Here is a 21,912-nt window from a genome sequence, read left to right as displayed (position 1 = left end):
GTAATTCGTAATTAAAGTGAAATGGTATCACAAGTCACAAACTATCTGGATTGATACCTCGCTGTTTGAGCCGATTTTGCAAGTTTTGCAGGGCAAGTTCTGCTTGTTGTGCTTGTTGTTGAGCTTGTTCGATGCGTTCATCAGGACTCAAGGAGCGATCGCCAGCCTGATCAAACCAAAATAACCTCATTTTATATTTTCAGAGAAAACGGGGGGATGAGGAGGATGAAGGGGGACGCGGGGACGCGGAGAATAATCAATAACAAATGACAATTCCCAATTCCCCTTAATTACGAATTACGTTAGCGCAGCGTTAGCGAGTCCTCGAGCGTCATTACGAATTACGTTAGCGCAGCGTTAGCGAGTCCTCGATAGCGAAGCGTTAGCGACACAGGAGCGTCGCGTCATTACGAATTATTTAATTAGGAACCGTCAGAGGCACACCATTATCTGTCGGTTTTAACCGAAGTATAAAAGGAACTGCTTTCTTTACCCAATCAGAAATTTTTGTATAAGCAGCAGCATCTTCTCCAAAGCAAATTTCCAGCATATCAGTATGAATAATTCCCGGATTGAGAGGAATTGCTGCCATCCCATCAGGTAGTTCTTGCGCTAAAGCACGGGTTAGTCCCTCAATTGCCCATTTAGAAGCACAATAAGATGCAACCATAGGAGAAGTTGAGCGTCCCCAACCAGAACTAAAGTTGATAATAATGCCCTTTTTATTTGCCACCATTGCGGGTACAAAATAGTGAATTAAATGAATAACTCCTTTAATGTTGACATCAATTAATTGGGAAATTTCCTGAGTTGGAATTTCCCACAGCGGTGCTAAATTATTGAGGATTGCTGCATTATTAATCAGCAAATCTGGAGGTTGATATTCTTTTAGTAAGACCTCTGACCAAGTTTTAACTTGCTGTTCATCGGCTACATCTACATTAGAAAAGTTGTGTGGTAAACCAAATTTGTGACGTAATTTCTCTATAGTTGCTTCAGAACGAGCGCAACCAATAACAGTATGTCCCTCGTGAATAAACTGCTCAGCTATCGCATAACCGAGTCCTCGGCTAACACCAGTAATTAAAATTAACTTAGTCATCTTTAATTTGGTTGAGCTAAAACATATCTAAACATTTGCATAATTACTTTATCAAGTTGTCCATTGTTATTTGTCCTTTGTTATTTGTATTTACAAAAATATTTGTAAAATTTGTGTTTTGACTTAAGAAAAAGTTTAATATACGTGCTAAATAAGCTATTGTAGGAAGGGTGGGACAAATGAGCGATCGCAGAATATACCAAAGCCAAAAAACAGCAACATCAAGTTTAGTAAATTCATCACTCACCTCATCTGGAATACCAACGCTGGCCAACCCCACACGCGGCTTTGGGTTACAAACAGATACTGCACAGCAACCATCAAACCTACAACAACAGCCTCCAGGATACGATATCAGTCGCATATCGTTGCATCGACAAACAGAAGATCCCATCAGTCAATCAGAATATCCTGTTGAGCAAGTAGCAAACTCACCACCAGCGATGAATGTCATTCAATGCGGCAAGAAAAAACAAAAAGAAGCCAAAAATCCGAATGTAACCATTGACGGTGGAGTGAAAAAAAAGATTAAAAAGACTAAAGCTAAAAAACCCTCGAAAGCAGCGCTAGGGAGGGCAATAAAAAATGCACAAGCTACTGAAAACTGGGGTTTTGCTACTGGACATTCAGGTTCAGGACAATGGACGGAAAATGTTACAGTTCGTGATCAACATAGCTTCGCGGATGACAGAGTAAAACAAGCTTTACGCCACCTTTCATCGGCAGTATTTCATTACGTCAAGTCACTGGTAGCTGACGAACAAGAAGTGCAGGGTTTGTACGTTGATGATCGTCTGTTGCTGAGTAGTAATTTACCAGCCAGTATGCAACAACTACAAAACCTCACAAGCGAACAGCTATTTGACATATTACTGACATCTAAATACATGCCTGGTAACGATGACAGGTTTTTGCAATATGTAAATAAATTGCGTAGTTTAATTGGGGGAACACGAATCGAGGATATAACCACCGATGAAGCAGAAAAAGCAAATCTGCAAACAATAGCAGATATGGTCAGAAATGCCATACAAGATCCAAGTAAGTTTTTGATTCATAGCACTCTTGACAACGCATCAGGATACATTAACGATGCCTCGTACAAGAATAAAATAATAATTGTCGAAGGATTAAAACCAGTACATGCCGAGCAAAATTTAATCTTTGCTTACTGTAAAAGCGGTAGTTCTTCCCCAGCATTAATTTATGGTAAGAAGCGACCTTGTACAGGATGTTATGTAACCTTCCGTTATGCAACGGATATTTTAAACCTAAATATACAATTTAATCCGAATGCAGGTGGATTTTGGGGCCCAGCAGTTACAGGACTGTGGGAGGTGATGAAGGAAAGTATAGTAGCAAACAATATTACTATTGATGGGCTAGAGGGATTTGTAGAAAAAGCTTTACCAACAATGACACATAGAACACACAACAAAGAAGGTAAAAGCAAAGGAGATAAAACGAAATCTAGAACTGATACAAAGGCTGAAGAAACTGGTTATGACAGCCCATCTGATACCGAAGCTGAAGATATAAAATTCACTTTGGCAGATCTTAAGAAGCCACCCACCGCGATGTCAGATGACGAGGTATCGGTTGAAGAGGAGTTAGATGACGAGGTATCGGTTGAAGAGGAGTTAGATGACGATGTATCGGTTGAAGAGGAGTTAGATGACGATGTATCAGTTGAAGAGGTGTTAGACGAGGTATCGGTTGAAGAGATGTTAGATGAAGATACTTAGAAGCCAGTCGCCCACAGTTCCTGAACGCGCAGTTAAGTAAAAATCTAGACTAAAGTCGATAACATCGCTTTTTGTAAAAATTGTATATTGACTTTAGAGCCAGTTTAGTGATACAAGATGAACCGTAATCGGAAGGATGGGGCAGATGAGCGATCGCATGATGCCCAAAAGTAAGAAGCCAGCATCAAATTTTACATATCCATCACTCATCTCTCCAACTACACCAACGCTGGCAAACCCTACACGCGGTTTTGGTACACAAGCGGATACTATTGTTCCTGAAGTAGTTCAAGAGTCGTCAAACTTGCAATTACAACAGCAGTCTGACAGCGAACAGTTATTAGAAAAAGATACTTTCACACAAAAGCCCTCAACACATGACATTAGTCGCATTTCACTACGGCGTTCACAGGCTAGCCAACCAGCAGAACTCTTTAAGCCACATGAATTGAACCACGCAGAAAGACAAAACTCTGTTTTGAGTACAATTCAGCGGGCTGTAAAATCTCCAAGATTTGCAGACAATGCCGAACTAGAAAACGCAGCCAACGATACAAAATACATCAAAAAAGGTAGTAGTGGTTTACACGTCACTCTCATCCAACAAGCTTTATTAGATGCAGGTTATTCTCTGCCTAAATACGGTGTTGATGGCAAATTTGGCGAAGAGACAAAAACAGCCGTCAAAGCCTTTCGAAAAGACAATGGAATTAAGGATGATGGGGTTGTTGGCCCAGATACCATGAAAGCCCTAGACACCTCTTTCCTCAATCATGGGGCTATGGCTAAAGTACCACAGGGGCAAGTTCCCTCAAAAGCCCCCACCGAAGGTGTAGAGTGGGATCCAGCTGCTGTACCGCCTGAATTGTTAGCAGGTACAAGAAATTTGAGTCCTGAAGAAAAAGCAGAAATCGAGAGACGGCGAACCACGGAAGTACAAGCGCCTAAAGGTGGAAGTTTACCTGTTTTTCAAATGAATATTCCCACTCATAAAGATAGTTATGAAACCAGGGTTGAAGAGACTACAAATAAAGTTATAGATTGGCAATATAAAGAACTAGCCAAAGGGAAAGCAGACGATAGAAAAGACCCAAATAAATTATATAAATGGGACATCATCGAGAAGATTGCCTTGTTATCAAAAAGAGAAGCAGATAGAGTATTTGGTAACTATGCCAAAGGTAAACCTTTTAAAGCAAATGTCAATTTAAAAGATGCTTGGGAAGAGAAAGAAAAACAGTTTGCTGCGGGTGGTGCATCCTATGAACAAGATAGTGTAGAGTGGCGTGTAGAAAAAATATTTGGCGAAGACTTAGGAGAAATAGATAAAGAACATGGCGCTGTGCAATCAAGAGCTACGGAAGCGGGAATTCTTGATAATATCAAAAAGCGGATTATTGCCAAACGCAGAGCAGAGTTAATTGAAATACATAAAGGTTGGCCTGGTTTTGCAGATGAAGGAGAAGTCTATCTGCAAAGATTCGTATCAGCGGACGATGCCAAGAATCGAGACTCAATGTGGGATACATTTCAAACTGTGGTTCACGAATATATTCATACACTTGAACATTCCAAACATCAAAAATATCGTGAATCTCTAGATGAACTCAAAGGCGGTAAAACTTATCGTGAAGGGATGACAGAATATTTCACTAAAATTGTCTTAGAAAGTGTTGATTATAACGATAAACTCAGAGAAGAAGTAGAAGGCCCATATCACGATCCAGATCCAGCTAAAAAACATCTCATTCCCAAATATTTTGGTTACGATGAAGCGAAAAATGCAGAGGCAGTTGTGGGAGTTGTCGGCATACGCAATGCCATGGCAGCTTTCTTCGCAGGCAGAATTGACTTAATTGGAGGATAACAACGTAAACTTTTCTAAGATGCGTCAGCCAAACTGGATATTTTTAATTACCATATCAATGGTATTACTATTTATTTATTGTGGAAACAGTTTTTCTGCTAGTTATATGAATATCCACAATCCCAACTATTCTTGTCAAGAAGCATTAACTCTCTTTGCTAACAAAGACTTTAGTAAATGGCAGGGAATACCTTCTCAATGTCAAACAAATGACGTATTTTCTTTATACAAACCCATTAATGAAGAATCGGTGACGGGTAAATTAGGCAGTGAATATACACCAACATTTTACAAAGCTTGTCGTGTAGAAAATTATGATGAGCCTGTTAAGGTATGGTTCAAAGAAAATGCGATCGTCAAGATAGAGGTAAAATATCCCCAGCTATCTGCACAACAGTATCAGGCAATAGTCAAAGCTTTGGGTGAACCAACTGAGAAACTAGACTACTATTTTAGTAACTTTCTGATATCACAAGGAAATTGGGTATATGCCGAGCAAGGTATTTCCCTTTTCTTAAATACTGACGGTACAAATTTAATCAAATTATCTGTCTATTATCCAACCTCAATGGATGATTATAAAAAAAGAATACGTCCACCTTTTTCGCCAGCGAGAGAATTTCCTTTAAGGAAATTTGAATAACTATAGTAATCCGCTATGATTTTTGAAATTACGCCTAATGTGAATTAAGAGGATGTTTTAAAAGTTTTGGGCGAATATAATTCGCTACTACATAAGCGAAATCCATCTCCTTTGGAAAACACGGAAAATCGAGTTCTTGAAACCCACGGAGGTGGGTTTTGTCTGTATAGTCGCGATTTCTAATCGCCGGGGTTAGTATTAATTTAGACTTTTCAAACAACCTCTAAAAGCTTTAATCTCTGATCGTTGAAATCTAAATTTTAGATTATGCATATAAAAAGTATGCATAAAGGTAGATGAAAAACAAGTCAAGTAGTAACATAAAATACAATCAGTTTCAATGATTAGCTCGTAAGAAATACTGAAGTTTATCATATTAGATAGATGCGGTTACAATATCCTCCATGTTGAAAGGCAACCGTTCGCAGAAGCAAAAGATACATCAAATAACCGCGTATTTATTGCTGGCACGAGTTGCAAGTGCGATCGCTATTTTGGTGGGTAGCTTAGTATTACTTGGCTGGTATTTCGACATTGAATTACTCAAGCAAGGCTTTCCAGGTAGTCTCGCGACAATGAAAGCAAACACAGCACTGTGTTTTGTGCTATCTGGTGTATCACTGTATCTGTCTTTGGTGAGTAAAAACAAAAATGTCAAACTCCTGACAGTTTTTGCTAGATTTTGTGCAATAGCAGTTATCATCATTGCTGGAATCACCCTCAGTCAATATCTGTTTGGTTGGGATTTCCAGATTGATGAGCTGCTTTTTCGGGACTCCCCTACCAGTATCGCAACATCACATCCGGGGCGAATGGGGTTCAACACAGCACTGGATTTTATGCTAGTTGGCCTAACCCTAGAAATGACGGTACATCAAAAAACCTCTCAAAGCTATTGGTACACCCAAATTGTCACTTTAATAGCTGCTGTAATTTCTCTACAAGCACTCATCGGTTATGCCTACAATGTAAGAACTCTCCACGGCATTGCTCGCAACACCACATCAATGGCCTTACATACAGCAGTGCTGTTTATATTGCTGTGTATGGGTATTCTCTGGGCACAGACAAAACAGGGCGTAATGAGGGTAGTTATGGATGATACCTACAGTGGCTTGCTAGCTCGTCGTTTGTTATTGGCGGCGATCGCAGTACCTTTGATATTAGGATGGTTAATTCTCAAAGGTCATCAATTGGGCCATTACGATGCAGCATTTGCGATATCACTGTTTACTATTGCCCTAATTGTCATTTTCGCCATTTTAATTTGGCAAAGCACATTAGTAGTCGAACGCCTGAACCGCCAACGCGAAATCGCTCAAGCATCATTGAGAATTAACGAGGAAAAACTCAAGAGTTTTGTTGACGCCAACATCATTGGTATTGTCTTTTGTGATGTGTATGGCGGCATCCAACAAGCAAACGACGAATTTCTCAGGATGATTGGTTACTCGCGGGAAGATTTGCTATCTGGTAAGTTAAGTTGGAGGGAGATCACACCACCAGAATATCTACGCTTAGATGACCAAAGCATTGCCCAGGCAAAGGCAAATATTCGTGGTGCTTGTACTACGCCCTACGAAAAAGAATATATCCGCAAAGATGGCAGTCATGTCCCAGTTTTAGTTGGTTATGTACTATTAGGAGAACAGCAAGAAGAGGCAGTTGGGTTTATCCTAGACTTGAGCGATCGCAAATTTGCAGAAACAGAGCAACAAAAATTAGTATCGCTGATCGAAAATAGCTCTGACTTTATTGGTATTGCCAACTTTGAAGGGCAAGGTCTCTATCTCAATGATGCAGGTCAAAAGTTAGTTGGGCTAACCAGTTTACAAGCAGCCAGGCAAAAGCAAATATTAGATTTCTTTATGCCTGAAGATCAAGCCTATGTCCAAGAACATATTCTACCAACTCTGATCAATCAAGGTTTTTGGCATGGAGAATTTCGTTTCTGTAACTTTCAAACTGGTGAAGCAATACCCGTTGATTACAATGCCTTTGTAGTCAAAGACCACAAAACAGGTCAACCAATTGCTTTAGCAACAGTGACTCGCAACATCACCGAACAAAAGCAAGCTCAAGAAAGAATATTACAACTCAACAGAGAACTTCAGCGTCGCGTTGCTGAGTTACAAACTTTACTAGAAGTTATTCCGATTGGCATTGGCATTGCCGAAGATCCAGAATGCCAAACTATCAAAGTCAATCCCGCTTTTGCTAAGCAATTGGGTATATCATCAGAGATTAATGCTTCTTTAAGCGCCCCTACTCAAGAAATTCCCACAACATTTAAAATTTACCGCGATGGTAGGGAACTTGCACCAGAAGAACTACCTATGCAATACTCAGCGGCTCATGGTATTGAAGTTATCGATTTTGAGGTTGAGATTATACAGGAAGATGGTAAAATAGTCAATTTATTGGAGTATGTTGCACCCTTGTTTGATGAAGAGGGTAAGACAAGAGGATGTATAGGTGCATTTTTAGACATTACATTACGCAAGCAAGCCGAAGAAATCCTCCGCAACCAGCAAAAATGGCTAGAAGATGTGTTAAATCTGATGCCAAGACCATTGCTATTTATTGAACCGGGAACAGCACGAGTAACTTTTGCTAATCGATCTGCTGACGAATTAGCGGGAGGTGAATTCCCCAAAGGAATACCAGCTCAGGAGTATCATACAGCCTACCACTTCACAAATGCAGTTGGCGATCGCATCCCGAATGAGCAAATGCCAGGAGTGCGAGTTGCGCGGGGTGAACGTCTGGATGGATTAGAAGTTGACTGGCACACGAATGGCAGCATTCGCTCCTTATTAATATTTGCTGACACTTTGCCAGCAATGCATGGTTATCCCGCAACTTGTGTATTGGTATTTCAAGATGTCAGCAATCTCAAGCAGGCAGAAAAAGCACTTTCATTAGGCTACAAAAGGCTGCAATTGCTCTGCAACACTGCCAGCGATTTACTCTCAAGTCAGCAACCAGTGGCATTAATTGAAAGTGTCTTCCACAAACTCAAAGAGCAAATAGGTTTAGATGTGTACTTTAACTATTTGGTCAAAGATAACTCTCAAGTAATGCAGCTAGAGTCCTACTATGGTTTTACAGAGGAAATAGCAAAACAAGTTGAGTCGTTGGCATTGGGTCAAGCAGTTTGCGGTACTGTAGCTCAAGAACGCCGTTCAATTTACGTAGAAAATGTGCAGCAGTCAACAGAACCGAAAGCAGCGTTGATTCGCTCTTTAGGTGTTAATGCTTATTATAGTTATCCCTTAATCACACAGGGGCGACTAATGGGCACGCTTTCCTTTGGCAGCCGGACTCGCACTTTCTTTACCGAGAATCAAAAAGGAATAATGCAGGCAGTTTGTGATCAAATTGCGATCGCCATGGAACGTGCAGAATTAATTGCTTCTTTGCAGCAGCAAACCGAACAGTTGCGAGAAGCTAACCGCATGAAGGACGAGTTTCTAGCGATATTGTCTCATGAATTGCGATCGCCCCTCAATGCCATCCTCGGTTGGGCGCAGCTTTTGCATGGTCGTAAACTCAACTCCACTCAAATAGATAGAGCTGTAGAGACAATCGAGCGTAACGCCAGGGCACAAACCCAACTAGTTGAAGACTTACTAGATATATCACGGATGATTAGAGGCAAGTTGCGTCTGAATGTGCATACTTGCGATCTAGTGCCAATTATTGAGTCAGCAATAGAAACTGTCAGCCTAGCCGCCCAAGCCAAGGAAATCGATTTGCAATATGCTCTGATTCCCTTACAAGCAAACGAAAATCTTGACTTGGGATTGAAGGGAAATCACGAAAATTCCGAATTATTGGCATCAAAATTCAAATTGTGTAGATGTTATGAGGATGGGTTGCTTCACGAAACTAAAAATTCCAATTCTCAATTCTTAGTGTGCGGTGATGCTGAGCGCTTGCAACAGATTATTTGGAATCTGCTATCTAATGCCATTAAATTCACACCCCAAGGTGGTAGGGTAGAAATCAAGCTATCAACGATCAGTGGTCAAGAAAATAACCAGTACCCTCAACCAACTAACATTTACGCTCAAATCCAAGTAATCGACACAGGCATTGGCATTAGCTCTGAGTTTTTGCCTTACGTCTTTGATCGCTTCCGGCAAGCTGATAGTTCCAGTACCAGACCCTATGGTGGACTGGGGCTAGGATTAGCAATTGTACGTCATTTAGTAGAACTGCATGGCGGGAACATCTACGTAGACAGTCCAGGTAAGAATCAAGGAGCAACCTTTACAGTTCAACTGCCACTTTTGCCACCTAGTTTTGAAGTTATTTCCACCCAACAGACAACACAAGCAAGTTCTACTCCTCAATCCTTTTATCCATCTTTGTTGGGTATACGGGTGCTAGTTGTAGAACACGAAGTTGACACCCGTAAATTTATCGCCACAGTCCTCGAACAGTGCCAAGCCGATGTGCAAGCAGTAGAATCAGTCCCAGAAGCATTAGAGGTAATTCAACAATGGAAACCAAATGTTTTAGTTAGCGATATTGAATTACCCCAAGAGAATGGCTACTCCTTAATCCGCAAATTGCGATCGCAACCTCCAGAACAAGGGGGCAGAATCCCCGCAGCAGCAATCACAGCCCATACCAACACAGAAAATCGCGTGCGAGTCATACAGGAAGGTTATCAACTGCATTTACCTAAACCCATCGATCCAACTGAGTTAGCTATAGTCATTGCAAGCCTCGTTGAGCGTTCACACTCCTAAATCTCAACTGAAACTAATTGTGATTTGACCTGGAATAGTCTTTTGTTTTTCACTCAAAGCTCACTTTTTTCTAATTCATAAGACATAATTACATACTTTTCGTCTGATAAATTATTAGTTTTTCGCTCTACTCTCGTAGCGCAGATAGCCTATTTACAATTTATTATGAGTTTTTATATGAGTTTTCGGATTTTTTAAGAGGTAATAGGGAAATACTCCTAATTTTAATTAGGAGATTTGGAGAATGACACATTGAAACTTTGTGGCTTAGCCATCTGTTTTCATAATTAAATTTAGTTGCTCTGAAACCCAATATTCAAGCAGGTTTTCAAACCTGTTTCCTTTTACCTGTCTGTTGGCGTAGCCTCTCACAGAGAAGGGCTTGGTCAACAAAAAAATAAATTATCTCATTTTGAGAATAATTATTAGATTATTCTTACTGCTTCCCATGCCCCTCAAAGCAATGAGACAACTTTTTAGTTATAAGTCCCTAAAAGCTGCTTCCGAAATAGAAGATTTACAAGTTGTATTTAAGCTTCAACTCAAATGAATGTAATTAAAAAGCAGTATTCTGCAAATTGATATCATATGATTGCTTTAACAAAAACATTTACAAAAAAAGTAGTAATCGAATCACTACAGTTCGAGAAGATTGACTTAAGTAGCTCAAAGCGAGCTTATTTTTTGCAAGAAGTGATCGAAAGCTTAGAATGTGGAGTATTAATTTTAACTGAAGTCGGCGAAGTAGTTTATGCTAATGCAACTGCTTATCGCCTTTGTTGTCAATTAAATCAAAACAAATTCGAGCCAAAATTTTTACCGCCAGTCATTTGGCATTTATGTGAATCATTGCTTGCTCGTCAGAGTCGTTTTTACGACCTCATCATTATTTCAGACGAAATTGTACTTGATAAGTCAAGTATTTTTCGGATTCGAGTCAGATTAGTAAAGTTAGAAGCATTTAAGGCCACTTGTTTATTAGTGACCATAGAAAACAAGTATGAATCTCTAAAAAGTGTTGCACTCACTGAAGTAAGAAAATTTGATTTGACACCGCGAGAAGCTGAAATTTGGTTTCTTTACAGAAGTAATCACAGCTATAAAGAGATTGCTAGTCAGCTATGTATTACCTTAAATACAGTGAAAAAGCATATGAAAAATATTCATGCTAAACGGCAAGCATTTCTGTGTTGAAAATTGGGGAATTGTTTAATAGTTTTGATTTAATTCAATTTTTTCTATGGATTTGCTGGAGCTTGTTGCAAGCGTAACAATGTTTTGTAAATCTGCTGTTTTAAATTATCATTATTTTGTGCTTCTATAGTAATTTTGTTGAACCTGGCAATACTTAATCCATTATCTTCAACTATTTTTTGGGAACGGTTACAGTAATCTACTGCAATATCTTGAGCCTTTTTTGGTAAGCTCCTGATACTATTAGGATCATTGCAAACAATCTTGGGGATGTCTCCACTGCCAATAATTTTCTTAATTTCTTCAAAAGCATGTTGACGAGAGGGTTCCATTGCTAGCACTGCTTGAGCGTAGCTGTTGATTTCAGTATTGTTAATTGTTAAAGTTTGAGCGTCAACTTTGAAATTCCAGAACAAAACATGAGAAAACAAACCCAAAGTAGCTATGATGCCGAATAGTAACGATTGGGAATGCATATGCTTTTGACTAGACCGGAAAAAGAAATAGAAAATTGTCTTCATATAGTACGTGATATAGAAATGCAGTAGAGATATGTCAATGAGTTTGAATTATTTTAAGAGTAGGAAGTTCCAAAAAATGTCTAATCTAGTAAATTTTTATATTTCTTGTCAACTTCCTCGACATATTTGACAAAGTTCAATCACTTTAGTTTGGAGTGTAGAAATTTCAGCAGCGCCTTGCTTGAGACTAACTTCTAACTCTAATATTAAGGGTAGGCAGGCAAGTAGCTGCTCTAGCGAAAGTAATTTAATTTCTTGCTGTAAGAAGTAGATACGCTTGGGGTTACTGATATCGATCACTTTAGCGATCGCTTGTGGATTCCGTTCACCACTTTCCATCATCAGCTTCACCCATAGCCAGGTGCGAAATTGATTAATCAATGTGGCAACGATCCGTAATCCAGACTCAGAAGCGTTGATGAGTTCCGTCAAGGTTGCCAAAGCTTTGCCTGTGTCTCCTGTCCTAATTGCTGCTGCCAATTGTAGACTATTTTGAGTAGTATTTTTTACTAACCTACTAACTACATCTACGTCTAACGCTTTGTTACTACCTTCGGCGTATAAACGTAGCTTCTCCATTTCATTGTAGAGGAGTCGTGTGTCATTGCCCACAGATTCTGCTAATAATTCCGCCGTCCGGGTAGTCAGTTTCACGCCTACAGCTTGAGCAACGTGATTAACAGATTGCACTAATAATTCTGTTTTCCAAGGTGGAATCAATGGAAATTCCCGAAATTCAACGGCAAATTGTTTCAGTATTTTCGTGGATTTGAGGCGTTCATCTGGTTTGTTACGGCTAGTGAGCAACAAAAACGAATTTTCGGGAATTACTGGCAAAGTCCTTGTTAATTCTGCAAATATATCATCTGCACAGTGCTGGCAAACAGTTGTATTAGGCAACCACACCAAGCGACCACCAGCACCAAAAGTTGGTGTCATAGCCTGGTTTAACCCTTGGATCACAGCATCAGGTTGATCAGGTGAGAATACAGTATAGTTAAAACTTATCCATTGAGCATCAAGGACGCGATCGCGCAAAACAGTAACCGCTTTTTCTATAGCAAAATCATCTTCACCCCAATAGATATGAATTGGCATAGCGAAACTCCTGTCAAGATGAGGGGATGAGGAAGATGAGGGAGACAAATGACAAATGACAAAGGACAATTCCCAAAAAACCTAAATACTTTTTAAATCACTTAGTTATTCTGAATAATTTTCCCTAAAATCTATCCAGTGACAGCATGAGGCTATGAAGATTGGACGACAACTATCAAACTTACTTAAATCGGTTGGCACGAATGACGCTGCCAGAGGCTCACAGATCCCAAGTTCAGCATATCCAGGAATCTTTTAAATTTCAGCCCTCCTCTGGGTTAAGACAAGCAGCGCCCTTTCCTGGCTATACATTAATTACTCCACCTGCGGAAGAATCATCAGATAACTCTGCTTTTTACAGGAAGTTACAGACTTACCAACAGGAACTTTCGCAGTTACCTGTAAATCATAATTTGATTGTAACTGTACCTCCAACTAGCTTTCATCTGACTTTGGCAGATTTAATTTGGGATAGTGCTTACCTTGATGCATGTAACAAAAATCCCAAATTTGAAGAAGAATTACACTCTTGCTTCACTGAAATTTTTCAGCAGTATCAACAATCGATGACAAAACTCACTCATGCGATTCGATGGCAAATGCTAGGACTGATACTGATGCCAAGAGCTGTAGCAGTTTGTTTAGTACCACAAGATGAACGATGCTACGAGGAAATTATTAAATTTCGTCGCACAATATATCAAAATCCCAAATTAATTGCTTTGGGTATTGAGCAACATTATCATTTCACAGCCCACATTACGTTAGCCTATTTTGGAGAGATTTCCCCCGATTTAAACCGCTCAAGCTTTAGCACCATGCTTTCTGAGTTGAATCAACAATGGTTGTTGAATTTGCCAGAATTTTCAATCAACCGTGTTGAACTACGCAAGTTTGATGATATGACACGCTATTTTCGTGAACCGAACTGGCCGAGTTTAGATTTTTCAATCCCATAGAGTAGATCATGGGAGATGAGGGGGATGAGGGAGTGAGGGAGTGAAGGAGAAAATTTCTCCCCGTCTCCCCGTCTCCCCGTCCCCGCGTCCCAATCCCCAGTCCCCAATCCCCAATCCCCAGTCCCCAAAAATGGTGTGGACTTACTTACATGCAAAAATACACCGTACCATCCGATCGCGCCACTTATTGAAGCGCAATCAACAGCTATTAGTAGCTGTTTCCGGTGGGCAAGATTCTCTGTGCTTAATTAAGTTACTGTTAGATTTACAACCAAAATGGGAATGGAATTTAGGTATTGCTCATTGCGATCATCGCTGGCGTCCCGACTCTCAAGCCAATGCTGATCACGTCGCCAATTTAGCCCAAAATTGGGGTGTATCATTTTATTTAGAAACAGCTACACAGCCCTTAAATAGTGAAGCTACAGCACGCGATTGGCGCTATCAAGCTTTAAGCGCGATCGCCCAAGCCAACAATTATCAATATATCGTCACAGGACACACAGCCAGCGATCGCGCCGAAACTCTCGTCTACAACTTAATGCGCGGTACTGGTGCTGATGGTTTGCAAGCTTTAACTTGGCAACGCCCGCTCAATGCTGACATCATGCTAGTGCGTCCACTTTTAGAAATCACACGCCAGCAAACAGAGCAATTTTGTCAAGAGTTTCAGTTGCCAATTTGGGAAGATTCCACTAATCAAGATTTGAAATACGCCCGCAACCGTATTCGCCAAGAACTAATCCCATATTTACAAGCAAATTTTAACCCTCAAGTCGAAGCAGCCTTAGCCCAAACAGCAGAACTGCTACAAGCAGAAGTGGAATATTTAGAAACTGCGGCGGAACAGTTGCGGCAAGAGGCGATGAGTTGGGGAATTGAGAACTCCTGTGCATCTTTGCCTTTGAGGTTAAATCGTCGGGTGTTGCAAAAAGCACCATTGGCTTTGCAGCGTCGGGTAATGCGTCAGGTATTGCAACAAATACTGAATGATGCGCCCAGTTTTGAACACATCGAGAAATTAACAGCCTTAGTTTTAGCGCCAAATCGTTCACAAACAGATCCATTTCCCGGTGGGGCGATCGCTCAAGTAGAGGGTGACTGGATTTGCTTGCATAAATCTTGAATCGACATCTGATAAATATATGTGCAGTTCATATTACAAGCAAATATTCAGGAGAAAAAAATATGAAACTTTACTACCGTGGTTTGAGCTATGAATATGACCCCAGCAAGCAAACAAAACAACCATTTCAAACAATTGTTCGGGAATCAGAACCAGCTTATAACTTAATGTACCGTGGTATTAGTTATCATGTTAATCCCAATATAAAATCGGCTACAAATTCTTTGCTAACGAAGACTCACAAATTGATTTACAGAGGAATTACATACCTAGTAAATAAAACTGTACAAGCAGAAGTTAACCTAGTTAGTCAACCAGCGAATACTTCCAAGATTGAGATGTCTGTCGGCAGTTTTGGGTAAGTGTATTTCTAATTAGAAAGAATAAGAAAAACCCTAAATTTGAAAAAATAAAAAATGCTATGGCTTCAACCATAGCATTTTTAATCATCGTTATTTACAAAGTAAAAAGGCACTCATCAAAAAGAAGAAAAAAAATTATCTTGAGTGGCTAATTTTTCCCTGTTCCCTTTTACAGTTGTGGCACATACTGAGGTTTGTCAGGTACAGTAGTGTACTCAGCTACGATTTGGCGGAATTCTTCACCGTCAATCGTTTCTTTTTCAATGAGCAAGTCTACCAAACGATCAGTAACCGTGCGATTGTCCCGGATGATGTTTTTAGCTGTTTGGTAGCAATCTTCAACGATCAGCCGGACTTGAGCATCGATCCGAGCTGCGATCGCTTCAGAATAATCAGATCTGGTCATCCAGTCACGACCCAAGAATACTTCGCCTTGTTGGCTTTCCAATGACAGTGGGCCTAAATCGGACATCCCGAAACGTGTCACCATTTGCCGCGCCATCCCCGATAACTGTTGCAAGTCGCCGCCTGCACCAGTGGTGACTTCAGCGGGGCCAAAAATCACTTCTTCAGCGGCACGACCACCCAAAGCACCAGTAATTCTGGCTTTTAATTGAGAACGAGAAATCAATCCCTGTTCTTCGTTGGGGGTAAACCAGGTTAAACCCTGTGCTTGTCCCCGTGGAATTAGGGTAACTTTTTGCACTGGGTCATGGTCTTTTAATAATGTTCCAACTAAAGCGTGTCCAATTTCGTGATAAGCAATCAAGCGCTTGCTCTTGCTATCTACCAAGGGGGTACCTTCCATGCCGGCAACTACCCTATCCACAGCATCATCAATTTCGCGGAGAGTGATTGCTTCTTTGCGTCTTCTAGCGGTGAGGATAGCAGCTTCGTTGAGTAAGTTGGCTAAGTCAGCACCAGTAAATCCAGGAGTACGGCGGGAAATAGCTTCTAAAGAGACGCTGGGGTCTAGCTTCTTGTTGCGTGCGTGGACTTGTAAGATTTCCAAGCGTCCTTTGATGTCGGGTGCATCAACGGTAACTTGGCGGTCAAATCGTCCGGGACGCAATAATGCAGCGTCTAATACGTCGGGACGGTTGGTGGCAGCAATAATAATAATGCCTGTGTTGCCTTCAAAACCATCCATTTCGGTCAGCAGCTGGTTGAGGGTTTGTTCCCGTTCATCGTTACCGCCACCGATACCTGCGCCCCGTTGCCGTCCCACAGCGTCGATTTCATCAATGAAGATGATACAGGGGGCGTTGTCTTTGGCTTTTTTAAATAGGTCGCGTACACGGGATGCACCCACGCCGACGAACATTTCGACAAATTCTGAACCAGAGATGCTGAAAAATGGTACACCTGCTTCCCCGGCGATCGCTTTTGCGAGTAGAGTTTTACCTGTACCAGGAGGCCCAACTAATAGCACTCCTTTGGGAATGCGTGCCCCTACAGCGGTAAATCTTTCTGGTTGTTTGAGGAAGGTGACGACTTCTTGCAGTTCTTCTTTAGCTTCTTCAATGCCTGCTACGTCGTCAAATTTGACTCCAGTTTTGGCTTCCATTTGAAAACGCGCTCTAGATTTGCCGAAGTTCATGGCTTGACCTGGCCCACCGGGGAGGTTGCTAGAACGACGGAACAAAAAGAACAATCCAGTAATCAATAGAACTGGGAACACGAGATTGCCCAACAATCCCCAGATTGCTCCATCATTCCGTACTGGATGGGCATCAAAACTAATTGCTTTTTCTTTGAGTTTGCTAATTAACTCAGGAGCGTTAACAGGCAAATCTACCCGCCATCGTTGAATACGATTTTCGATATCTTGATCAACGGCTTCTACAATCGCGGTTCTGCCCCCTTCATATAAATCTACATTGGTCACGCGATCGGCGTCCAAGTATTCTAGAAAACGGCCATAGGTCATGCGGGTATTAGCTGCATTCCTAGTCATATCGGCAGGAGCGCCAGCAAAAGCCCCTTGCCAGAAGAAAAAGCCAATTACCAAAGCCGGCAGTGTCCAGAGTACTAGGACTCTCCAGGAGAATTTCATTTTAATTTGCCTCTAGATGCCAATACAACTGTTCAGCTTTAGTGACCCAATGGTGCATCATGTTGTCACTATATAGCTGTGAAACGGATGTTTATAAATCCATTTTGTTTATTTTGGTCTCTTATATGCATTGCCGCAGAGCCTATCGGACATTACAACAATGTCAAGAAGAATCTTAATTAAATTTAACTTAATTTTAATACAAAATTGCACTAGGCAACAAAGCAAAAGGGGGATGTGGTTCGACTCGCGGTAGTTGAATCTCGACTTCGCTCGATTACCGCGTAGTCGAAACTCACCAACCAAAAGATGAGGGAGAAAATTTCCCCGCGTCCCCGTGTCTTCTTCCCCAGTCCCTTTCACTTTGGCTGTGTTGTAATTTGTACGGTGTAGGGTAAATACTTGCCTTGGTTGTATGAGCCAATCCATATTTGGTAATTTCCGGGAAGCCATTCGCCAATAATGCCGGGATTTTTGCCATCAAAGTCATCATTACACCAAGTACCACCAGGGCCTTTGATAATCATGGTGGTATCTTCAGGACTTTGGACTTGCAATCTTAGGTAATCAAATTTACTTGTTAACGCCAAAGTATGGCCTGGTGTTTCGTCAACAAAGCCGGTACATGGCCCAGTTGCGGTTTCGACTCTCCCAGCCACTTGATTTCCAGATATTGAACCCCCACTCATTCCACGAACTGTCATTGGGTCTGGGGAAAATTGGCGATCTATAGTGACATCTCCAAATATCGTTGGCGCTTCCTGAGCATCAACTGTTGATGTCATAAATAGCGTAAATATCACCAACGATAATCTTATCCCTTTATTGAGCGCTTTTGTAGGCATTGTAATCATATCGTTTCTCAGTGTATTTGGAGACATTAATTTTACACATAAAGTTCCCAAACTGAGGATAATACAGTATTGCCTCTAAATAATAGTTGAATATTTCCTAAGTTGTTTTCAATATCTGCCAATACAGTTTTCTTTTTATGGTAAATAGCGTTATCTAAAATTATCAAGATTTTTGGGATAATTGTTTGAAAATCTGATTCAGAATTACCTTGCATAACCCATTCATCTTTGACAAAATCATTCAAATTTTTCAACTGTTCCTTTTTAGATGCAGTAGCACATTCTTTTTTTGTCATGATACCTCACTCCTTCCATGATATTTACTCGTCCACAACTTCGTTGTCCTGTTACCTTTTTTCTTGACCCTTTTTTGCCCCAATTTTTTCGGCGAAGCACTCTTAAACTAAACCCACTCTCATCCCAAAACCATACTTGAATCTTTCTTTGGGCGATCGCAGCACAGAGCCGCAACCATGAACAAAAAAGCGCCTCTACCTAAAATCCTAGATTTTAGGTAGAGGCGCTTTAGCTTCTGATTTGATAATAAGTTAGTAAAACAGATTCTAATTTGCTATTAGTGGTTTGCTGAACCCTACTGGGGTGAATTTAGAATAAATGACGGGATCAGTGCCGTCCTATACCTTTGTTAGGGTCTATCTTCAATGCCTGCCAAGCGATCGCCTAAAAAATCTCAAACCCCACCACCCGGAAACTCTAACCCACCTCAGAGCAATTCACCGGAAGAGCCAAATGACGTGTTTCCAGTAGTCGGTGTTGGTGCGTCGGCGGGGGGTATTGAGGCATTCACTCAACTATTGAGCCATTTACCGCTAGATACCGGGATGGCGTTTGTGCTGGTGCAGCATTTGGCTCCCCATCAGGAGAGCATGTTGAGCGTGATTCTCTCCAGAACCACTCGTATGCCCGTGACGGAGGTACAGGACGGCATGAAGGTGGAGCCGAATCACGTGTATGTGATTCCGCCCAATACCAAAATGACCATTGCGGATGGGATGCTGCGCTTGGCGCCACGAGAGCAGGTGCGCGGGCAGTTTTATGAGTGTGGATGCGTTTTTTCTATCGCTGGCGCAGACTCGGGGCGACAAGGCGATCGGGGTAGTGTTATCCGGCGGTGACGCAGATGGGGCAAGGGGATTGGAGGAAATCAAGGCAGCCGGTGGGATTACCTTTGCTCAAAGCGAAGACACGGCAAAAGTCAGCAGTATGCCCAGCACGGCGGCAGCCACAGGGCAGGTCGATTTTATTTTGCCGCCCCAGGCGATCGCCGAAGAACTCGCCAGGATCAGCCATCACCCCTATGTGACTCGTCCGATTCCCACCAAAATCGTCGAAGAACTCCAATGCGATCAAATTCACCCCAGTCGGTGGAAGAGTGGAGGTTAGATTGGAGCGAGTTGAAAAGATAGGGAGACACAGAGGTAGTATCCATGCTCCATCCCCCTTACCCCCTACCTCCCTACCTTCTTCCTTTGCCCAAATCACCATCACCGACAATGGCATCGGCATTAGCCCAGAATTTCTGCCTCATGTTTTTGAGCGATTCGAGCAAGCCGATAGCTCCTCAACGCGATCAAATGCGGGGCTAGGGTTGGGGCTGACAATTGTGCGGCAACTGGTTGAAATGCACGGCGGTATAGTTGAGGCAAATAGTGCAGGTGAAGGACAGGGCAGCACGTTTGTCGTCAGGCTACCGCTGCAAACGAATTTGACCAAGACAACACCTGCGGTAGCGGCATCAGACTCATTTGAATCAACCGTTCTGCCCTCTATCGCCGGAATTCGAGTGCTGGTAGTGGACGATGAAACCGATAATCGCGAGATGATTATGATGACGCTGGAACAAAGTGGAGCCATTGCAACGGGGGTTGCATCTGCCAGGGAAGCACTGGCAACCCTGCAAGCAAATCCTGGAGCCTACGATTTGCTTTTGTCAGATATCAGTATGCCAGAGGAAGATGGCTATGATTTGATTCGCCAGGTGCGGGCGCTTGATGTTGCAGCCGGAGGAGACATTCCCGCGTTCAGCGAAGCTGTGCTTCCAGCAATCGCATTGACTGCCCTTGCCAGCGCTGAAGACCAACGAGCCGTGATTGCCGCAGGGTTTCAAAGACATATCTCGAAGCCGATTGAGCCAAAGACTCTGATGAGGGCGATTGCCCACTTAATTGAATCGAAATCATCAAGAGAATAACAGACGCACTGACAACCGTCCTCCCTGAGTTTCTTGCAAATAGGAATCTTGCCATACTCAGATCTTGCACCTTTCAAACTGTCAGTCGCAAAAGTTACCTAACCTGAGTTCGGCTTCGCTCTCTACCGCCAGGGATTGTAAATCCCTGTCTGATAGCAAAAGTCCATTAGAAATGGACTAAATGCACAGACAAATAGATATGTAATTCTTATAACTTTATTGCGGCAGACTCATTATTTTCACTGGCAGGTGCAAGATGTGAGCATACTAAGTCTTGTCAAAAGGCAGTCAACGCATCCCAAAACTTTAATTGTTGTTTAAGTTAAGGCTTCACTTAATAAATCACGATGCATTAATGCTCTATCGACTAAAGATCGAATTTGCTCTGGTGAAAGTGGATCACCATTAGCATAATGTTCAATCCAAGTTTTACCAATTAAATTAGTGTCATCTGGTAAGGTTGCTAAATCCCATCCGGGTATCGCTAATTCTTCCATCAAGCGATTTACTTTAGGATCATAACTAAGAGCAAAACAGCGACAACCTTCAGCGGCTGCCATAATTAAGCTGTGTAAGCGCATCCCAATCGCCATTTCTACACCACGAAAAACACCTTTTAAAAGTTGGGGATCTTCCAAACACAAAATATGACTGACATCTTTAAGATGGGGTTGAATAGCTTGGGCAATGCCTAAATCTTCACTTTTTTGAAATGGCAATAATAAGATAAAAGCTTGTGTAGCTTTTTGAAAATCCACCAGGGCTTGAGTTAAATTTGCTAAACGGGTTGGTGTTAGTTGAGGATGCGATCGCAACGTTACAGCAACTCGCGGCGCAGGTAAATCCCAAAGTCCTGGGACTGGTTTAGACTCTAACGCCCAAACCGGATCAGGTGCTAAGATACAAGGAATTTGCCAATTTGATAAAAGAGTGGCACTGGCGCGATCGCGTACACTAACTTTGGTACAATTACTAAAGGTTTGCCGTGCTAACCAACGAGTTTGCGGACGCAGCAGCGGCCCAATACCCTGCGCCCAAGCCACAGTTTTTAAACCCATTTGCTGTGCCAATGCCATCAATCCACCATAATAAAATGGACTAATGGTACTGGTAACATCTTGAATCAAACTACCACCGCCCCAAATCAAGGCATCACAAGAACGCAAAGCTTGCAGTACGCTCAAGGGAGCCATGCGATGATGAGATTCTACACCATAGCGATCGCAAGTTTCCTCTGGATTCCCCGAAAGCACCACAGGCGTTACATGAGGTGGTAATATCTGCAAAAGCGTAGCCAGTAAAGCCTCGTCACCACCATTACCCTTACCGTAATACCCAGACAACAACACCCGCATCATTCCCATTTTGGATTTAGTCATTGGTCATTAGTCAAGAGTCAACAGTCAACAATTG

20 protein-coding genes and 1 pseudogene are annotated in these 21,912 nt (G+C 41.8%); 12 read left to right on the top strand and 9 right to left on the bottom strand.

What is annotated here, in order from left to right:
- Positions 1-34: 34 nt before the first annotated feature.
- Together AC5JMF_RS29760 and AC5JMF_RS29755 are read right to left on the bottom strand one after the other, a co-directional pair.
- Positions 35-190: a hypothetical protein gene (locus AC5JMF_RS29760; RefSeq protein WP_495799304.1), complete on the bottom strand. Its 156-nt coding sequence runs from the start codon at positions 188-190 to the stop codon at positions 35-37.
- A gap of 228 nt (positions 191-418) precedes the next feature.
- On the bottom strand, positions 419-1,102 hold the full coding sequence (locus tag AC5JMF_RS29755) for an SDR family oxidoreductase (protein ID WP_495799303.1): 684 nt from the start codon (positions 1,100-1,102) through the stop codon (positions 419-421).
- A gap of 179 nt (positions 1,103-1,281) precedes the next feature.
- Here AC5JMF_RS29755 and AC5JMF_RS29750 point away from each other — a divergent pair, with 179 nt between their 5' ends.
- From AC5JMF_RS29750 to AC5JMF_RS29730, 5 genes are all read left to right on the top strand, one after another.
- A complete protein-coding gene (locus AC5JMF_RS29750) occupies positions 1,282-2,847 on the top strand; it encodes a hypothetical protein (protein ID WP_495799302.1) in 1,566 nt (521 codons plus the stop codon).
- A 145-nt stretch (positions 2,848-2,992) separates the two neighbouring features.
- Entirely contained in the window at positions 2,993-4,714 is a 1,722-nt protein-coding gene (locus AC5JMF_RS29745; RefSeq protein WP_495799301.1) for a peptidoglycan-binding domain-containing protein, read from the top strand.
- A gap of 19 nt (positions 4,715-4,733) precedes the next feature.
- Positions 4,734-5,357, top strand: coding sequence for a hypothetical protein (locus tag AC5JMF_RS29740; protein ID WP_495799300.1), 624 nt, complete (start codon positions 4,734-4,736; stop codon positions 5,355-5,357).
- A 404-nt stretch (positions 5,358-5,761) separates the two neighbouring features.
- Positions 5,762-10,117 (top strand): hybrid sensor histidine kinase/response regulator, encoded by a 4,356-nt coding sequence (locus AC5JMF_RS29735; protein WP_495799299.1) that lies wholly within the window; start codon positions 5,762-5,764, stop codon positions 10,115-10,117.
- A 588-nt stretch (positions 10,118-10,705) separates the two neighbouring features.
- A complete protein-coding gene (locus AC5JMF_RS29730) occupies positions 10,706-11,311 on the top strand; it encodes a helix-turn-helix transcriptional regulator (protein ID WP_495799298.1) in 606 nt (201 codons plus the stop codon).
- A 44-nt stretch (positions 11,312-11,355) separates the two neighbouring features.
- Here the strand turns inward: AC5JMF_RS29730 and AC5JMF_RS29725 are convergent, their stop codons facing one another.
- The gene (locus AC5JMF_RS29725) at positions 11,356-11,832 is read right to left on the bottom strand and encodes a DUF4168 domain-containing protein (protein ID WP_495799297.1); all 477 of its coding nucleotides are present in this window, start codon (positions 11,830-11,832) and stop codon (positions 11,356-11,358) included.
- A 108-nt stretch (positions 11,833-11,940) separates the two neighbouring features.
- Positions 11,941-12,930, bottom strand: coding sequence for a DNA polymerase III subunit delta (gene holA, locus AC5JMF_RS29720; protein WP_495799296.1), 990 nt, complete (start codon positions 12,928-12,930; stop codon positions 11,941-11,943).
- Between the two features lie 161 nt (positions 12,931-13,091).
- Between holA and AC5JMF_RS29715 the strand changes: the two genes are divergently transcribed.
- The 3 genes from AC5JMF_RS29715 (at position 13,092) to AC5JMF_RS29705 (ending at position 15,377) form a co-directional block, all read left to right on the top strand.
- On the top strand, positions 13,092-13,889 hold the full coding sequence (locus tag AC5JMF_RS29715) for a DUF1868 domain-containing protein (RefSeq protein WP_495799295.1): 798 nt from the start codon (positions 13,092-13,094) through the stop codon (positions 13,887-13,889).
- A gap of 130 nt (positions 13,890-14,019) precedes the next feature.
- Entirely contained in the window at positions 14,020-15,015 is a 996-nt protein-coding gene (tilS, locus tag AC5JMF_RS29710) for a tRNA lysidine(34) synthetase TilS (RefSeq protein ID WP_495799294.1), read from the top strand.
- Positions 15,016-15,077: 62 nt separating this feature from the next.
- Positions 15,078-15,377, top strand: coding sequence for a DUF4278 domain-containing protein (locus AC5JMF_RS29705; RefSeq protein WP_495799293.1), 300 nt, complete (start codon positions 15,078-15,080; stop codon positions 15,375-15,377).
- Between the two features lie 169 nt (positions 15,378-15,546).
- Here AC5JMF_RS29705 and ftsH2 read toward each other — a convergent pair whose 3' ends face one another.
- From ftsH2 to AC5JMF_RS29685, 4 genes are all read right to left on the bottom strand, one after another.
- The gene (gene ftsH2 / locus AC5JMF_RS29700) at positions 15,547-17,433 is read right to left on the bottom strand and encodes an ATP-dependent zinc metalloprotease FtsH2 (RefSeq protein ID WP_495799292.1); all 1,887 of its coding nucleotides are present in this window, start codon (positions 17,431-17,433) and stop codon (positions 15,547-15,549) included.
- A gap of 359 nt (positions 17,434-17,792) precedes the next feature.
- Positions 17,793-18,278, bottom strand: a complete 486-nt coding sequence (locus AC5JMF_RS29695) for a hypothetical protein (protein ID WP_495799291.1) — start codon at positions 18,276-18,278, stop codon at positions 17,793-17,795.
- A gap of 41 nt (positions 18,279-18,319) precedes the next feature.
- Complete coding sequence (locus AC5JMF_RS29690; protein WP_495799290.1) at positions 18,320-18,583, bottom strand: hypothetical protein; 264 nt, start codon at positions 18,581-18,583, stop codon at positions 18,320-18,322.
- Positions 18,552-18,683 carry a hypothetical protein gene (locus AC5JMF_RS29685; RefSeq protein WP_495799309.1) on the bottom strand — a complete coding sequence of 44 codons (132 nt, stop codon included), beginning with the start codon at positions 18,681-18,683 and terminating at the stop codon, positions 18,552-18,554. The genes AC5JMF_RS29690 and AC5JMF_RS29685 overlap by 32 nt, the downstream gene beginning before the upstream one ends.
- Positions 18,684-18,949: 266 nt before the next feature.
- Between AC5JMF_RS29685 and AC5JMF_RS29680 the strand changes: the two are divergent.
- The 4 genes and pseudogenes from AC5JMF_RS29680 to AC5JMF_RS29665 all read left to right on the top strand — a co-directional run.
- Positions 18,950-19,255, top strand: a pseudogene (locus AC5JMF_RS29680) (chemotaxis protein CheB); the annotation flags it as partial.
- Positions 19,256-19,282: 27 nt separating this feature from the next.
- Positions 19,283-19,423 (top strand): hypothetical protein, encoded by a 141-nt coding sequence (locus AC5JMF_RS29675; protein WP_495799310.1) that lies wholly within the window; start codon positions 19,283-19,285, stop codon positions 19,421-19,423.
- Entirely contained in the window at positions 19,371-19,691 is a 321-nt protein-coding gene (locus tag AC5JMF_RS29670) for a chemotaxis protein CheB (RefSeq protein WP_495799308.1), read from the top strand. Before AC5JMF_RS29675 ends, AC5JMF_RS29670 begins: the two co-directional genes overlap by 53 nt.
- 1 nt (position 19,692) lies before the next feature.
- The gene (locus tag AC5JMF_RS29665; protein WP_495799289.1) at positions 19,693-20,499 is read left to right on the top strand and encodes an ATP-binding response regulator; all 807 of its coding nucleotides are present in this window, start codon (positions 19,693-19,695) and stop codon (positions 20,497-20,499) included.
- A 317-nt stretch (positions 20,500-20,816) separates the two neighbouring features.
- Here the strand turns inward: AC5JMF_RS29665 and csaB are convergent, their stop codons facing one another.
- Complete coding sequence (csaB, locus tag AC5JMF_RS29660) at positions 20,817-21,854, bottom strand: polysaccharide pyruvyl transferase CsaB (RefSeq protein ID WP_495799307.1); 1,038 nt, start codon at positions 21,852-21,854, stop codon at positions 20,817-20,819.
- Positions 21,855-21,912 lie beyond the last annotated feature (58 nt).

Source organism: Desmonostoc vinosum (assembly GCF_059505385.1).
This window is presented reverse-complemented; position numbering and strand designations above follow the sequence as displayed.